Annotated in this window: 18 protein-coding genes and 1 pseudogene; 12 read left to right on the top strand and 7 right to left on the bottom strand. The window is 34.1% G+C overall.

Going from position 1 to position 15,403, the window contains the following annotated elements:
- Positions 1-16: 16 nt before the first annotated feature.
- From mvaB to AC1DMU_RS07265, 4 genes are read left to right on the top strand one after another with little or no spacing between them, the layout of a single operon-like run.
- Positions 17-928 (top strand): hydroxymethylglutaryl-CoA lyase, encoded by a 912-nt coding sequence (gene mvaB / locus AC1DMU_RS07280; RefSeq protein ID WP_088063513.1) that lies wholly within the window; start codon positions 17-19, stop codon positions 926-928.
- A 4-nt stretch (positions 929-932) separates the two neighbouring features.
- Positions 933-1,721: an enoyl-CoA hydratase gene (locus tag AC1DMU_RS07275; RefSeq protein WP_088063514.1), complete on the top strand. Its 789-nt coding sequence runs from the start codon at positions 933-935 to the stop codon at positions 1,719-1,721.
- Between the two features lie 2 nt (positions 1,722-1,723).
- Positions 1,724-3,265, top strand: coding sequence for an acyl-CoA carboxylase subunit beta (locus tag AC1DMU_RS07270; protein WP_075306983.1), 1,542 nt, complete (start codon positions 1,724-1,726; stop codon positions 3,263-3,265).
- Between the two features lie 48 nt (positions 3,266-3,313).
- Complete coding sequence (locus AC1DMU_RS07265; protein WP_088063515.1) at positions 3,314-5,254, top strand: AMP-binding protein; 1,941 nt, start codon at positions 3,314-3,316, stop codon at positions 5,252-5,254.
- 442 nt (positions 5,255-5,696) lie between these two features.
- Here AC1DMU_RS07265 and AC1DMU_RS07260 read toward each other — a convergent pair whose 3' ends face one another.
- Entirely contained in the window at positions 5,697-5,894 is a 198-nt protein-coding gene (locus AC1DMU_RS07260; protein ID WP_044440827.1) for a hypothetical protein, read from the bottom strand.
- A 317-nt stretch (positions 5,895-6,211) separates the two neighbouring features.
- On the opposite strand from AC1DMU_RS07260, the gene AC1DMU_RS07255 reads away from it, so the two are divergent.
- Complete coding sequence (locus tag AC1DMU_RS07255) at positions 6,212-6,427, top strand: hypothetical protein (protein ID WP_242475704.1); 216 nt, start codon at positions 6,212-6,214, stop codon at positions 6,425-6,427.
- Positions 6,428-6,472: 45 nt separating this feature from the next.
- Complete coding sequence (locus tag AC1DMU_RS07250; protein ID WP_252196030.1) at positions 6,473-6,694, top strand: hypothetical protein; 222 nt, start codon at positions 6,473-6,475, stop codon at positions 6,692-6,694.
- Positions 6,695-6,711: 17 nt separating this feature from the next.
- Here the strand turns inward: AC1DMU_RS07250 and AC1DMU_RS07245 are convergent.
- Together AC1DMU_RS07245 and AC1DMU_RS07240 are read right to left on the bottom strand one after the other, a co-directional pair.
- Positions 6,712-6,768, bottom strand: a pseudogene (locus AC1DMU_RS07245) (exosporium leader peptide-containing protein); the annotation flags it as partial.
- Between the two features lie 198 nt (positions 6,769-6,966).
- Complete coding sequence (locus AC1DMU_RS07240) at positions 6,967-7,335, bottom strand: FtsB family cell division protein (RefSeq protein ID WP_088063517.1); 369 nt, start codon at positions 7,333-7,335, stop codon at positions 6,967-6,969.
- 666 nt (positions 7,336-8,001) lie between these two features.
- Between AC1DMU_RS07240 and AC1DMU_RS07235 the strand changes: the two genes are divergently transcribed.
- Positions 8,002-8,382, top strand: coding sequence for a hypothetical protein (locus AC1DMU_RS07235; protein ID WP_002127497.1), 381 nt, complete (start codon positions 8,002-8,004; stop codon positions 8,380-8,382).
- 107 nt (positions 8,383-8,489) lie between these two features.
- Here the strand turns inward: AC1DMU_RS07235 and AC1DMU_RS07230 are convergent, their stop codons facing one another.
- A complete protein-coding gene (locus AC1DMU_RS07230; RefSeq protein WP_316245557.1) occupies positions 8,490-8,792 on the bottom strand; it encodes a hypothetical protein in 303 nt (100 codons plus the stop codon).
- 549 nt (positions 8,793-9,341) lie between these two features.
- On the opposite strand from AC1DMU_RS07230, the gene exsK reads away from it, so the two are divergent.
- From exsK to AC1DMU_RS07205, 5 genes are all read left to right on the top strand, one after another.
- Positions 9,342-9,656: an exosporium protein ExsK gene (exsK, locus tag AC1DMU_RS07225; RefSeq protein WP_000535565.1), complete on the top strand. Its 315-nt coding sequence runs from the start codon at positions 9,342-9,344 to the stop codon at positions 9,654-9,656.
- 141 nt (positions 9,657-9,797) lie between these two features.
- Positions 9,798-10,313, top strand: coding sequence for a GNAT family N-acetyltransferase (locus AC1DMU_RS07220; protein WP_142291743.1), 516 nt, complete (start codon positions 9,798-9,800; stop codon positions 10,311-10,313).
- Positions 10,314-10,364: 51 nt separating this feature from the next.
- On the top strand, positions 10,365-10,925 hold the full coding sequence (locus AC1DMU_RS07215) for a nucleoside/nucleotide kinase family protein (protein WP_088063519.1): 561 nt from the start codon (positions 10,365-10,367) through the stop codon (positions 10,923-10,925).
- The gene (locus AC1DMU_RS07210; protein ID WP_088063520.1) at positions 10,918-11,658 is read left to right on the top strand and encodes an alpha/beta fold hydrolase; all 741 of its coding nucleotides are present in this window, start codon (positions 10,918-10,920) and stop codon (positions 11,656-11,658) included. The genes AC1DMU_RS07215 and AC1DMU_RS07210 overlap by 8 nt, the downstream gene beginning before the upstream one ends.
- Before the next feature lie 2 nt (positions 11,659-11,660).
- Entirely contained in the window at positions 11,661-12,119 is a 459-nt protein-coding gene (locus tag AC1DMU_RS07205; RefSeq protein ID WP_088063521.1) for a DinB family protein, read from the top strand.
- Between the two features lie 58 nt (positions 12,120-12,177).
- Here the strand turns inward: AC1DMU_RS07205 and AC1DMU_RS07200 are convergent, their stop codons facing one another.
- From AC1DMU_RS07200 to AC1DMU_RS07190, 3 genes are all read right to left on the bottom strand, one after another.
- Positions 12,178-13,194 carry a D-alanyl-D-alanine carboxypeptidase family protein gene (locus AC1DMU_RS07200; RefSeq protein ID WP_088063522.1) on the bottom strand — a complete coding sequence of 339 codons (1,017 nt, stop codon included), beginning with the start codon at positions 13,192-13,194 and terminating at the stop codon, positions 12,178-12,180.
- A gap of 180 nt (positions 13,195-13,374) precedes the next feature.
- On the bottom strand, positions 13,375-14,532 hold the full coding sequence (locus AC1DMU_RS07195; protein ID WP_060488935.1) for a sensor histidine kinase: 1,158 nt from the start codon (positions 14,530-14,532) through the stop codon (positions 13,375-13,377).
- Positions 14,522-15,217, bottom strand: a complete 696-nt coding sequence (locus AC1DMU_RS07190; RefSeq protein WP_087986134.1) for a response regulator transcription factor — start codon at positions 15,215-15,217, stop codon at positions 14,522-14,524. Before AC1DMU_RS07190 ends, AC1DMU_RS07195 begins: the two co-directional genes overlap by 11 nt.
- Positions 15,218-15,403 lie beyond the last annotated feature (186 nt).

Here is a 15,403-nt window from a genome sequence, read left to right as displayed (position 1 = left end):
TATAGGGGGAAGCGAATTGAAACTACCTAATTTTGCTGTCATTAAAGAAGTCGGGCCACGTGATGGCTTACAAAATGAAAAAAAGATTGTTGGCACAAAAGATAAAGTAAAATGGATTCAACTACTTACAGAGGCGGGATTATCGTACGTTGAAGTTTCCTCATTCGTTCACCCTAAATGGGTCCCTGCATTAGCAGATGCAAATGATGTGTTTTCTGAGCTGAAAAGGGATCCCAATGTTACTTATGCAGCGCTTGTTCCAAATCAAAATGGTTTGGAACGAGCTTTTTTGCAAAATGTAGATGAGGTGAATGTTTTTTTATCAGCAAGTGAATCTCATAATAAAAGTAATATTAATAAATCAATTAAAGAAGCATTAGTTGTAATTGAAGATATAACAAAACAGGCATTATTCGAAGGAAAAAAGGTAAGAGGCTATGTTTCTACTGTATTTGGATGTCCTTATGAAGGGGATATAAGTGCCACAGCAGTTGACGAATTATGTAATCAACTATTTTCATACGGCATTTATGAAGTATCTCTTGGTGACACGATTGGTGTAGCGAATCCACTACAAGTAGAGCGAGTATTAGAACATTTATTAAAGAAATATGATGCTTCGCAGTTTGCAATGCACTTCCATAATACGTATGGAATGGCTCTGGCGAATGTAGTTAAGTCATTAGAATATGGTATTACAACATTTGATAGTTCTTGTGGTGGTCTTGGGGGCTGTCCATATGCACCAGGAGCATCAGGCAATGTTGCAACCGATGACTTAGTTCATATGCTTCATAAGTTAGGGGTCCAAACGAATATTGATGAAGAGAAGTTATTGAAAGCGAGTCAATTCATTCAAAGTAAATTAAATATCCAATTACCGAGTCATGTGTATAGAGCGCTTCAACATAAAACGATAAGTAGGTGAGAAGATGCTACAATTACAAAACATTTCAGTTGATTATGTAACACCTCACGTTGTAAAGATTTCATTATATCGTGAAAGACAAGCAAACTCATTATCTTTAGCGTTATTAGAAGAGTTACAAAACATATTAACTCAAATAAGTGAAGAGTCCAATACTCGTGTAGTTATTTTAACAGGTGCTGGTGAAAAAGCGTTTTGTGCTGGTGCTGATTTAAAAGAACGTGCTGGTATGAATGAGGAACAAGTTCGCCATGCTGTTAGTATGATTCGCACTACTATGGAGATGGTTGAACAATTACCACAGCCAGTTATTGCTGCTATAAACGGAATCGCCCTTGGTGGTGGTACGGAATTAAGTTTAGCTTGTGATTTTAGAATTGCGGCTAAATCTGCAAGTCTTGGTCTTACTGAAACTACACTTGCAATTATACCAGGAGCAGGTGGTACGCAGCGTTTACCAAGATTAATTGGTGTTGGTAGAGCGAAAGAATTAATTTATACAGGCAGACGTATTTCAGCGCAAGAAGCAAAAGAATATGGTTTAGTAGAATTTGTTGTACCAGCTCATTTACTTGAAGAGAAAGCGATTGAAATAGCAGAGAAAATTGCTAGTAATGGTCCTATTGCTGTTCGATTAGCAAAAGAAGCAATTTCAAACGGTATTCAAGTTGATTTACATACCGGATTACAAATGGAAAAACAAGCGTATGAAGGTGTAATCCATACGAAAGATAGATTAGAAGGATTACAAGCATTCAAGGAAAAACGCACACCAATGTATAAGGGGGAGTAAATATGTTAGACCAAAAACAACAATCGAATACATTTGAAGAACGAGTTGAAGCGATTAAACAAGGCGGCGCACCAAAGTATCATGAACAAAACAAAGCAAAAGGAAAACTATTCGTTCGAGATCGCTTAGCTCTTTTATTTGATAATGGTGAATATGTAGAAGATGCATTATTTGCAAATTGTGAACAAACAGGATTACCTGCTGATGGTGTTATAACGGCAACGGGTAAAATACATGGTCGTACTGCATGCGTAATGGCAAATGATTCAACGGTAAAGGCTGGATCATGGGGCGCACGTACAGTTGAAAAGATTTTACGTATTCAAGAAACGGCAGAAAAATTACGTGTTCCGTTATTTTATTTAGTTGACTCTGCTGGAGCGCGTATTACAGATCAAGTAGAAATGTTCCCAGGGCGCCGCGGTGCAGGAAGAATCTTCTACAATCAAGTGAAATTATCAGGTAAAGTTCCTCAAGTATGCTTATTATTTGGACCTTCGGCAGCTGGTGGCGCATATATTCCAGCCTTTTGTGACATTGTTATGATGGTAGAAGGAAATGCATCTATGTACTTAGGTTCTCCTCGTATGGCGGAGATGGTTATCGGCGAGAAGGTAACTTTAGAGGAGATGGGTGGAGCTCGTATGCATTGCTCTGTATCAGGATGCGGAGATGTTTTATGTAAAACAGAAGAAGACGCGATTACACAAGCAAGACAATACATTTCATATTTTCCAAACAACTACTTAGAGAAGACTCCATTGGTTACACCTCAAGAACCGAAACAATTCGAAAAAACGTTAGAACAAATCATTCCAGAAAATCAAAATGCTCCTTTCAATATGAAAGATCTCATTAATAGAGTTATTGATGAAGGTTCTTTCTATGAAGTGAAAAAATTATTTGCTCAAGAACTAATTACAGGCTTGGCACGTATTGATGGTAAGCCAGTTGGTATTATTGCAAATCAACCGCGTATGAAAGGCGGCGTATTATTCCACGATTCAGCGGATAAAGCAGCGAAGTTTATTAATTTATGTGATGCATATCATATTCCATTGTTATTCCTTGCAGATGTACCTGGATTTATGATTGGTACAAAAGTAGAGCGTGCTGGTATTATTCGTCATGGTGCAAAGATGATTTCTGCAATGAGTGAAGCAACTGTACCGAAAATTTCTATCGTTGTTCGTAAAGCATACGGTGCTGGTTTATATGCAATGGCAGGTCCAGCCTTTGAACCAGATTGCTGCCTAGCATTACCGACAGCTTCTATTGCAGTAATGGGTCCAGAAGCGGCAGTCAATGCTGTATATGCAAATAAGATTGCAGCTTTACCAGAAGAAGAGCGTGATAGCTTCATTGCTGAAAAACGCGAAGAGTATAAGAAAGATATTGATATTTACCATTTGGCATCAGAGATGGTTATTGATGGTATTGTTCATCCAAACAATTTAAGAGAAGAGTTAAAAGGACGATTCGAAATGTATATGAGTAAATATCAAGTATTTACAGATCGTAAACATCCTGTTTATCCAGTTTAAAGCCCTATTTAGGGCTTTCTTGCTCAAAAAGTCAAGGAGGGGAAAACATTGAAACAAGCAGTTTGGTTTCCAACAGAAGAATATAAAGAAAAAACGCGTTTATATGGTTGGATGAAATCATTGGGCTATGAAGATTATGAAACGTTTTATAATAAATCTATTGAAGAAACAGCATGGTTTTGGGGAGAAGCTGAGAAAGCGGTTGGCTATCAATGGATGAAGCCTTATACAGAAGTGCTAGATTTAGAAAATGGTACACCGTTTGCACAGTGGTATAATGGTGGAACATGTAACGTTGTAGAATCAGTTTTATCACGCTGGCTTGCGGATGATGAAACAAGAATGCAACCAGCACTACAGTATGAGGGAGAAAATGGAACTTCAAAATCATTTACATATGAAGATCTTGACAACTGGGTAAGTCGCGTTGCAAACGGTTTGAAACATGCGGGTATTGAAAAAGGTGACCGTGTAACAATTTATATGCCGATGATTCCAGAAACAGTTGTTGCAATGCTAGCTGTTATGAAAATCGGAGCAATTATTTCACCAATATTCTCAGGATTTGCGTCTGATGCAGTCATGACTCGTGTACAAGCGGCAGGGTCAAAAATGATTATTACTGCAGATGGTTTTTCACGCCGAGGTAAAGTTGTTTCATTAAAAGACGAAGTAGATAAAGCTTGCGAACATTGTCCAACTGTTGAAAAAGTTGTTATTGTTCGTCATGCAGGAAATGATTTTACACCACATAATTATGATTTCCCATGGAGTGCGCTAGAAAAAGAAAAACCATTTACGCACGCTGAAGAGATGAATAGTGATGATCCGTTAATGCTCATTTATACATCAGGTACAACTGGGAAACCGAAAGGAACAGTACATACACATGCTGGTTTCCCTTTGAAATCTGCATTTGATGCAGGATTTGGAATGAACATCAAACAAGGTGACCGCGTATTATGGGTAACTGATATGGGCTGGATGATGGGACCGTTTTTATTATTCGGCTCTCTCATTAATGGAGCAACGATGGTTATGTACGAAGGTGTTCCAGATTTCCCAGAAGCAGATCGTTTATGGGAGACCGTTGATAAATATGAAATTACACATCTCGGTATATCACCAACATTAATTCGTGCGTTAATGGCAAAGGGTGATGAGTATGTAAATAAACATTCGCTCAAGAGTTTAGAAGTATTCGCATCAACAGGTGAACCTTGGAATCCAGATCCTTGGATGTGGCTATTTGAAACAGTTGGAAAAAATAATGTACCAATTTGTAACTATTCAGGCGGAACTGAAATTTCTGGTGGGATTTTCGGAAACGTCCTTATTAAACCAATTGCACCGATTAGTTTTAACGCATCTTTACCAGGAATGGCAGCGGTTGTGCTCGATGATCAAGGCAATCCAATTCGTGATGAAGTTGGAGAATTATGTTTAGAGAAACCTTGGGTTGGTATGACGAAAAGTTTCTGGGAAGACGATGAGCGTTATGTGAACACGTATTGGTCACGTTTTGAAAATAAATGGGTTCATGGTGACTGGGTGATTTATGATGGTGAGCAATATATTATTACAGGACGCTCAGATGATACGTTAAACATTGCTGGAAAACGTATTGGACCTGCAGAATATGAATCTATTCTTGTGAAGCATAATGATGTCATAGAAGCTGCCGCGATTGGTGTACCTGATGATGTAAAAGGTGAAGTTTGTCATTGTTTTGTAGTATTTAGGGACAATGTAACATTCACAGGAGAGTTAAAGAAAGAATTAATGAGTTTAGTAAACTCTCATATCGGAAAAGCATTGTGTCCAAAAGATATTCACGTTGTAGAAGATTTACCAAAAACACGTAATTCTAAAGTAATGCGACGCGTCATTAAAGCTGCTTACTTAGGAAAAGAGTTAGGAGATTTATCGTCACTTGTAAATCCTGAAGTAGTTCCGTTTATTCAGGGGTTACAGTCTAGCAAACTATAAAATTACGAATGAGCTCTATTTACATAGAGCTCATTTTTAATGTTTACAAAAAGATAAGAGAGAAAAAGTAAATTTAAAGTTAAAAAATCTACTATTAGTGTTAAGTATATCTGTTTGTTTTTAGTTTTTATCAAAATAGGATACTATGGCTGTCTATTCAATGGAGTGATTGAATTTTGTTAAGAATGAAAATTTAGTGAAGAAAAAAGTAATGAATAAAAGGAGAAATCCCTGGGGGACAGGGATTCAATAAGGGAGATATCATTGTCGTTCAATGTCGAAATTTGGCGTATCCGACAAATTAATATTATCACGAATTTTCAGGAGATTGTGATAGTGGATGTGTCAAAAATGTGTACGGGTTTCATATAAAAGTGTTATTTAAATAGGAAAAGGGAAAAGAATTAAGTTCACTGGTTCTTAAGATTTTTCCCTTTTAAATTTACTGTTTGTTCGTTGTTCTATATACATCTGAAATTGGTAAATCTTCGCCATGTAAAGCTTGAGTACTGTCCTTTTTGTTTGAATCATGTGCCTCCTGAGATGTTTCTTGCATTTGCTCTTGGGCCTTACTAGGAGTATTCAGCGCATCTGATGACACATGATCAAGTTGTTGACTTAATAAATCTTTTTTATCCATGTTATGTAGCTCCTTTTTGAACTTAGATATAAAAACGAAGTGCTTTTAAATAGTTACGTGGGTATTATGTATCTTTGAATGGAATTATATACATAAACTATATTGAGAATTTAACTAATTATAAAAATTACTTGTGATGACAAGCTTAAGAAATATAAAGATCATTAGTTCTTAATAAAAGCGTTATTTTAGTAGGGTGTTACGAAATTTTATTTGAAAGGAACATCCCAATGATAAAAAAGAGCACTGTAAATCAGTGCTCATCTTATTAGATATTGCTTAGTCCTTAAAAATAAAACCATTATGGACAATTCACAATGGTAATAGTGACGCTAGCCATTGTTCCAGGAGAATCAAGAAGTGAAGCAGTAACGGTTACTGTTCCAGGCCCATTAGCGGCTAGAAATACAGCGTTAAAGTTACCTGAAGCATTGGTAATGACCGCAAGAGGAACCATGAAAGCAAGAGAAGGGTTACTGAATGAAAAACTGACCACTACTCCTGGAGTAGGACTACCGTTTACTAATACTTGACCCGAAAAAAATAAAGTATTATTTCCTTGAGTGGATACACATGCTGTGGTTTCGTTAGAAGTCAAGGTAATAGAGGCAGGCCCAGCAGGAAGATTAAATCCAGTTGGTCCAGTTGGTCCAGTTGGTCCAGTTGGTCCGGTAGAACCGGTTGATCCGGTTGATCCGGTTGGTCCGGTTGATCCGGTTGGTCCAGTTGGTCCGGTAGAACCAGTTGATCCGGTTGAGCCAGTTGATCCTGTAGAACCGGTGGGACCAGTAGGGAATTGAAAGGGTTGAACAGGTGGAAGTGTAGGTCCAATAGAACCCGGATTAAGTGCAGCAAAATATAAAAACTCGTCCATTATTTATCACCTCTAAAAATCGTATTACTAATAGTAAATGTAATGATAGAGCAATGTGAAATGGACAAGCGGTTGTATTTTAATAAATTAAACAAAATAGTTATTTGATAGAAAAAGAAATTAGTATGTTTATTTTAGAAATTAAATATAAAAAGGCGATTATCGTCAAATCGCCTTTTTGGGTAATGCAGTGTAATTTTATTCAGTTATTTGAAATATAGTTTCATTCGGTTTGGAAAATCCATACAGTTTCCTTGCGAATTTTAAAATCTCTTCTTCACTACCTGTTAAAGCCTTAACATCATTTTTAAGGGAATGACCATCCTTCTTTAAAGAAGATAATTTTTGTTGCTCCGTATTAACCGTGATTTGTTTTTCTTTAATCATTTCTTGTTGGTTATTAAGAGAATATTGAAGGACAAAAATTACAGATAATATAAAAGCCAAAGTAGTTATAATACGGCGTCTTGTTTTTTTATTATTACCTTGTTGGGTGTTAGGGTTCACTTGCTGTGAGGGTATCTTAGGATTTGATTGTTGTGATGATATTTTTGGGATGTTTCCCATTAAAATGCCTCCATTACTGATTGTAGAATTTAAACTGTTTAAAAGTATTATAAATGTTCAATGGGAATTTTAGAAGATAGTTTAATATAGGTGAGTTTTGTAAAGTTTAAACAAAATCCTTATTTAAATAAAAGGAACCCCGATTGTCTGCAGGGCTCCTAAGGGTAATCGTCAAGTAATGACGTACTCGACTAGTTAACGATATCATGAATTTTTTGGTAAATATACTGGTAAATGCGTCCAAATTAATGAGAGCATTATTTGAAACAAAAACGCTATTTTAATAGGGAGGGGAATAATGATGATTCCATGGGACAAGCGAGTATACATTGTATTAAGGTGATCATTTTATTACAGAGGGGACAATTTTAGAGGTTAGTGAAAAGGCGAATAAATCATTATATTGGCTTTGGTGCATGTTAGCTCCAAGCTATGAAAAAGTGTGCGGTAATAGTACAAAGCGACTTCGGTTGATTCGGATAGATGATGATGAAGAATGATATAAAAATTTCATTTTGTAGAGAAATGAGGTGATTAAGGATGGGCATAGAATATGCCATGTTTGTATTAAAAAAGAGCAGAATTTAGCCTATATATAAAGATGTTGGAATTGTTCTAAAGGGGGGAATATCTGAAATATAAATAATTGAGGGGAGTGAACTAATAATGGAAACTAGTACTTTTTTAGGATTGTTTTGGGGATGGATAACGGTTATCGTATCGGGAATACTTTTCGTACGTCCATCGGTACTACGTGAATTGAAAAAATTAGTGGTTGAAGACAGAGGATTTGGTATTATGTATGGTTTTCTATCGATTTTCCTAGGGTTAGGTAGTGTAATCCTACATAATGTATGGGTATTCAATTGGCAGGGGTTCCTAACGGTTATTGCATGGCTTGCATTATTAAAGGGAATCTACATAATTGCATATCCTGAACCCTCCAAGAAAACAGACTTTGAATTAAGGGTACTATCTACACGTATAGCGCTCGCTATCATTGGCGCCTTGGCTTTATGGATGCTTATAGTAATCTATATAAAATAATCCTTTTCTAATAAGAACTATATTAAAATAAATCTCTACGTGTTCATTGACAAAAAGCTGACTATACTTAGTCAGCTTTTTGTATATTACATTCTAGTATTTATCGGTCACAAAAGACATGTTCTCTCTTTTAAGTCGATATTGAAAATATTACCAATTTCTTCTTTTACAATGACAACAAATAAAGAAACATTTACAACGACACTTATTTCGTTTAGAACTCCAATCATCATCACAATGATTCTTTTCTTTAGATTTCCACCAATCATCATTACAATGCTTTTCCTTAGAACTCCAATCATCATCACAATGATTCTTTTCTTTAGATTTCCACCAGTCATCACAACAATGCTTTTTCTTAGAACTCCAGCAATCATTTTTCCAGGACATTCTTTTATACCTCCCTTCAATAGGATTCATACTATTCTATGTTTTAGTAAAAGAATGGCTTGTTTATTAACCTATTATTTTACCTTTATATGATAGAGTGCTTTCTACTAGATATAGAATTCATACAAACTATGCTAATTTTCAGGAGATAGTTGAGAGAACTACTGGTTATGATATTAATCAACAAACACTTGTTGAAGGAAACGTTAAGATTTTAAATAATATCTTATTTTGGAGTACGCTTTTTTGAATGTATATTTCACAACAGCAAAGGTACTATATTAATGCAAACAAAGCCTATGTATATGGTATATGTGAAGTAATAGGAAAAGCTGGGGACTCTTAAAGGAGCTGACTTATAAGAGGTTGTCTAAACTTTAAATTCAGCAGAATTAAATCCAATTCCCCTCATTAAACAAGCTTCAAATTGTTAGAGGCCTGTTTTTATAGTTAATAAAGAAAAGAATGTCTAATACAATTGTTTGTTTTTTCCTTTCTATGTGTTTGTCTCTTACACTTTTAAGCTTGTGGACATACTTTACTAATAGAAAGGATTAGGGGGTGAGGTTTTGGGTTCTCGATTTAATAATTGTAAAAAGAAGTGTACATGTAAACAGGATGATTGTTGGGATGCTTTCGAAGAATGTAAAAAAGAACAAGAAGAACAAAATAAAAAATGCGATTGTTGCTGTGTACAAGGAATTAGAGATGAGCTTAAAAAATTAGTAAACAGAGCCGTGCGAATTACTACAGTAGGAAATAATTATGCAGGAACTGTTTCTTCAGTAACTTGCGATGTTGTAAAGCTTGCTAATAGTGCTGGGGTAGTTACGGTAATTATTTCTGTTTGTAAAATTGAAGCGATTGAACTTTTGTTGACATAGGAAAATAGCATAATTATGCCGTTTTTTGTAAAGCCATTCTTATGAATGGCTTTATTTTAATTTCGTATAAAAGGAGAATATATTCTTTATATAGAAATAGGTTTGAGGCTATAAAGAGTGATGTACGAACGGAGAATGAGAGTGATTAAATTAGTACCCTTTAAAAGATCTGATTTCAAACAATTAATAAATTGGATTAATTCCGAAGAATTTTTAATACAATGGTCGGGAAATGCATTTACATATCCTTTAAATGAACAGCAATTAGAGAAATATACAGAATGTGCAAACACACTGGCATTCAAAATAATGGATGAAGAGACTAAAGCAGTTATTGGTCATATTTCTCTTGGACAAATAGATAATATAAATAAGTCTGCTAGAATTGGAAAAGTGCTAGTTGGTAATACGAAAATGAGAGGGCGTTCTATAGGGAAACATATGATGAAAGCCGTACTTTGTATTGCTTTTGATGAATTAAAACTACATAGAGTAACTCTTGGTGTTTATGACTTTAATAAGTCAGCTATTTCTTGTTACGAAAAAATAGGTTTTGTAAAAGAAGGTTTATTAAGAGAGTCAAAAAGAGTAGGAGAAACGTATTGGAATTTATGGGAAATGAGTATGTTAGAATATGAATGGAGCGGTAAAAAATAATAGTTATCTATAACTATGTTATGTTAATTAAAAGGGGTATGGTGGGAAATTATGAATAAAAAAACGAAAATCATTACAGTTGCAGCTGTTTCAGGAGGAGGTAAAACTACTGTTACAGAAAAATTAACTCAAAAGTTAACAAATTCAAAAGCACTATATTTTGATAGCTATCACTTTAAAAACTGTCCTAGTGATATTTGTAAATGGATTGATGATGGAGCAAATTATGATGAATGGGTACTTACGCCATTAATTCATGATATTCAGCACCTTAAACGAGAGGGTAATGTAGATTATATTATTGTAGATTATCCTTTTGCATACTTAAATAGTGAAATGCGAGAGTTTATTGATGTAACTATATTTATCGATACACCTTTAGATATTGCGATGGCTAGAAGAATTTTGCGAGATTTTAAAGAAGATACAATAGATGAAATACATAATGATTTGAAACATTACATGACATTTGCGAGAAAAGCATATTTAGAGGCAATTCATACTGTTAAGCCGAATTCGGATATTGTATTGGATGGCTCTTTATCTGTAAGTAAAATAATTAATCATGCTGTAGAGGAACTTGGCCTGAGAGAAGTGATTGTCAATGGTTAAATGTATAGAGGAATATGTGCAAGTTGATGATTTTAAAATGTATACGAAAAAGTTTCAAGGAAAGAAGCTGCAGCCAGTTATTATAATGGAGGCAGGTTATGGCGATTATTCAAAGGCGTGGGACCATATTGCTGAAGAGTTGATGGAATATGGGACGGTACTTACATATGATCGAGCGGGATTAGGGAAAAGTGGGAACAGTTCCAAGAGACGTATTAGTTCTGAAATGGTAAAAGATTTAAGAAGTTGCTTAGCGCAACTACAATTGAAACCACCTTATATTTTTGTAGGACATTCTTTTGGCGGTATAAATGCACGTTTATTTGCGACTTCTTATCCCAAAGATTTGTTGGGAATCGTTTTGGTTGATTCGACACCGGAAAATTATAAAGAAGATTTTCTGCCAATCATGTCTCCAGAATTTCAAGAAGCTTACTATAAACAGTTTGTATATGAAAGTTCTTATGAAGAGTTTACATTTAGTTTAAGTGAAGTAGATAGACATTGTAAATCAATGAATGATATTCCACTTGTCGTGTTAGCTGCGGGTAAAAAAGCTTTTTATTCGCCAGATGCACAAATGAAATGGTTACAATTGCAAGAAGAATTATTAAGCCTATCAAGCAATAATAAATTTGTAATTGCAGAGCAAAGCGGCCATTATATTCAAAAAGATGATCCGTATTATGTAATAGGTTCTATTAAATGGATTATTGAGGTAGGGGAGAGATAAAAATGTACCCTTTATTTCAATACAATTGGCAAGTAAGAGATGATTGGTTTAAGTGGTGTGAACAACTTTCAGAGGAAGAATTACTCCGCAAGCGTGTAGGGGGTGTTGGGAGTGTTTTAGAAACATTATTCCATATTGTCGATGTTGAGTACAGCTGGATTAGTGCGCTTCAAGGAAAAGAAGATAATGAACCGCAGTTTAAAGATTATCAATCAATCCAAAAAGTGAAAGCGTTATCTGATTTATATAAACGAGAATTAGAAGATTTTTTACAAGAATGGTCATCTACCGTAGAATGTAAGATATTAAAAGCTTCGTGGACCGATAAAACATATACATACGGTGAAGTTTTAAGACATGTAATTGTGCATGAAATTCATCATATCGGTCAGCTATCTATATGGGCGAGAGAGTTAGATCTTCAGCCTGTTTCAGCGAATTTAATTGGAAGAGGATTATAAATTTAGAAACCGGCTTGCACTGTAAATGCAAGCCGGTTTTTATATAAAAGAAGATTTCCTAGTTGAAATCCTCGGATTTTTTCTGACGTATATGTAAAAACATTAAAATTGTAATGATGAAGAAAATCAACAATGTTTGTATGATCAAATTTTTAAATTGAAGCAAAACTGTCCACGATGTAACAGCATCTTTAAAAGCTTGGAGTGCAGAGTACGAGGAAGGATCAAAACCGTACTGTAGTAACTTTTTTGTTTCAATAAAAGTACTGTTTTCTTCATTGGAGTCTAATATTACGGAAATAAGTCTAGTATCTCCTCGTTTTGCTGTACTAACAAAACTATAATTACCATTAGTTGAAAAACTAGTTTGTAAGCCGTCAACACCTTGGAGTTTAATGTTTTTATTAAGAGAATAAATCATTTTATTTGTGTTGAAAACTTTTGAGTCTTTGAAGGTAAATTGGTAAGAGGTTAGTTTCGTAACATTCAATACATCTGGAAAGTCTTTTACTAATTGTGTCGCTAGTTTAGCTACGTCTATAGCTGTTGTAGTTGATTGTTTATTTGTATCGTTATTCATTCCAGTAGCATTTAGAAACGGGGATGGTTGTGATAACTTTAGTTGTTTTGCTTTCTCATTCATTAAAAGTGTAAAGTTATCTTCGTTTCCAGCAATGTGTTCTGCAATGGCAAGTGCGGAACGATTATTCCCTGTCAAAAACAATGCATGAAGTAAATCACGAACTGTCGTTTTATCTTTCGAAGTTACTTGTATAGGACTCGTTTCTGCTCGGAAAACTTCGTTACTTATTTTTACTAATTCATCTAACTGTATTTTTCCTTCATTCAGTTGTTCCAGTGTGATATACTCTGTCATTAATTTAGATAAAGTGGCTGATTGTATAGGAGTTTCTTCATTTTTTTTATAAACAACTTCACTTGAATTAGCATCTATTAAAATAGCTGATTTAGCTTGAATAATTGGACCATTTACATAGAGGTAAAAATATAAAACGATAAGTGCTGTAATAACAAAAGATAAGAATAAAATTGTGAACTTTTTCAAGAATTGCATAAGCGATCCTCCTACTATGACATCAATAATACTATTGTAAAAAGGAATGCTTAATTAGGAAGAAAGAAAAGGTAAAGAATTTCTAAAGAATTATAAAGGATTATTAAATTTGGATTTTAATGGAAAATAAAAGATCCAATTTCTTATATGGTAAGAAATTGGACCTAAAATTAAGTTGTATTAACATTTATATGGTTGTAGTTTTACAGTGAAAGTTGTTTTTTTATCATCACTATATACTTCAATAGTTCCTTTATGCAATTCCACAATACTTTTTGCAATTGCCAATCCGAGTCCAGATCCACCAGTGTTCGTAGAGCGAGATTTTTCAACGCGATAAAAACGTTCAAAAATATGAGGTAAATCCGTACTAGGAATAGGTTGGCCGTAATTTGTTATATCTATAGTAATCATATTATTGCTTTCATAGGCAGCAAGGTCGATATATCCACCGTCGTTTCCATAAGCGATAGCATTTATAATAAGATTTTCAAACACTCGTACTAATTTGTCTCCATCAGCTAATACCATGAGTTTTTGAGATGGGAAAGAAGGTCGACATTCTATATTAGCTTCTTGAACTTGTATGCGGAATTGAACAGTTAATTGCCCAAGTAGCTCTACAATATCAATGGGAACAGAATATAAGCTTAACTCTTTATTTTGAACACGTGTATATTCAAACAAATCATTCATTAATGCGTTAAGACGGGTTACTTTATCGTAAATGACTTGTATATAATGGCGTAATTCCACTTCATCTCTATAATTATCATGGTGGATTAAATTTACGTATCCAACTATAGAGGTAAGAGGAGTACGTAAATCATGCGATACATTTGTAATAAGTTCACTTTTTGCTTGTTCAGCCTGTCTTTCTTCATCAATCGAAACTTTCAATTGTTCAACAATGTGATTAACCCCGCTTGCTAACTCTTCCAGATAATTATGGTTTACGATAGAGACTTTATGATTGAAGTTTCCATTTGCAATATAACGAATTTCTTCTATCATTTTTTTAATACAAGTTTCATAATAAATCTTTCTTTCATGACGATAAAAAATGTATAGGTAGGATGAGAAAATAGAAAATAAAAACAAATAAGATACAATCATCATCCATAGAGATTCCTTTATTCCTTTATATTTTTCATATCCAAAAATTCTAATGAATTCTTTTCCGAGCTCGCTTAACGTAAGTGAACTTTCAATTACACTTGTAACAAGGCGATATATAATTAATTCAGTAATAGGAGTAAGTGTGATGGCTAACATAAACCAAAAAATTAACTTCCATTTTGGGATATCTTTTAATATATCAAATGCTTCATTTCTCAATTTTATAGCCTACTCCCCAAACAGTATGAATAAACTTTTCTCCATTCATTCCTGTTTCAAGTTTATCTCGTAAATTACTAATGTGAACCATTACAGTTTTATTTGAACCATAACCATCTTCGTTCCATACGCGTTCAAAAATTTCTTCGGAACTAAATACTCTTCCGGTATTACTCGCAAGTAAATATAAAATATCAAATTCAATAGATGTAAGTTTAATATATTCTCCATTTACTTTAACAGTATGATTATGTTTGTGTATTTCAGCAGAACGAATACGAATAATACCATCTTCATTTTTGGAGGAAGTGGCATTTTGGAAAGATGATCTTCGTAACAAAGCTTTCACTCTAGCTACTAATTCTAATGGATTGAATGGCTTAATCATATAATCATCTGCACCTGTCATAAGACCTAATATTTTATCCATATCTTCTGCTTTTGCACTCAGCATAAGAATAGGTACAGTATTATTCTCACGAACTTCCTGGCAAACTTCTAATCCATTGCGTTTTGGCATCATAATATCCAAAACCATAAGGTCAACATCATATGTAGAAATCATTTGCAATGCCTCATCGCCATCGTATGCTTTATAAATGTTATAGCCTTCATTTCGCAAATAAACAGCAAGTAACTCAACAATTTCTTTATCATCATCAATAATTAATATGTTTTTATTCATTATGTAGTTCCTTTCCTTACAAATCATTAACATTACTATAATATCAAACATTTATGTATTTTGTAGCAATGATTCACCATAAAATTTCATGTAACGTATAAAAAAGGGATTAAAACATTCATAACGAATACAAATAAAAAGGATATTAAAATACAGCGTTATATTGAAAGTTAGGAAGAAAGGTGA

The sequence above is a fragment of the Bacillus sp. 01N45 genome (assembly GCF_056399205.1).
Note: the sequence above shows the minus strand (reverse complement) of the source record. Positions and strands in the feature narration are given on the sequence as shown.

Coding starts and splice junctions, on each gene's coding strand:
- AC1DMU_RS07270 (WP_075306983.1), top strand. CDS start 1,724: ATGTTAGACCAAAAACAACAATCGAATACATTTGAAGAACGAGTTGAA.
- AC1DMU_RS07260 (WP_044440827.1), bottom strand. CDS start 5,894: ATGGATAAAAAAGATTTATTAAGTCAACAACTTGATCATGTGTCATCA.
- AC1DMU_RS07240 (WP_088063517.1), bottom strand. CDS start 7,335: ATGGGAAACATCCCAAAAATATCATCACAACAATCAAATCCTAAGATA.
- AC1DMU_RS07235 (WP_002127497.1), top strand. CDS start 8,002: ATGGAAACTAGTACTTTTTTAGGATTGTTTTGGGGATGGATAACGGTT.
- AC1DMU_RS07210 (WP_088063520.1), top strand. CDS start 10,918: ATGGTTAAATGTATAGAGGAATATGTGCAAGTTGATGATTTTAAAATG.
- AC1DMU_RS07190 (WP_087986134.1), bottom strand. CDS start 15,217: ATGAATAAAAACATATTAATTATTGATGATGATAAAGAAATTGTTGAG.
- AC1DMU_RS07275 (WP_088063514.1), top strand. CDS start 933: ATGCTACAATTACAAAACATTTCAGTTGATTATGTAACACCTCACGTT.
- AC1DMU_RS07200 (WP_088063522.1), bottom strand. CDS start 13,194: ATGCAATTCTTGAAAAAGTTCACAATTTTATTCTTATCTTTTGTTATT.
- AC1DMU_RS07255 (WP_242475704.1), top strand. CDS start 6,212: ATGGTAATAGTGACGCTAGCCATTGTTCCAGGAGAATCAAGAAGTGAA.
- AC1DMU_RS07215 (WP_088063519.1), top strand. CDS start 10,365: ATGAATAAAAAAACGAAAATCATTACAGTTGCAGCTGTTTCAGGAGGA.
- AC1DMU_RS07205 (WP_088063521.1), top strand. CDS start 11,661: ATGTACCCTTTATTTCAATACAATTGGCAAGTAAGAGATGATTGGTTT.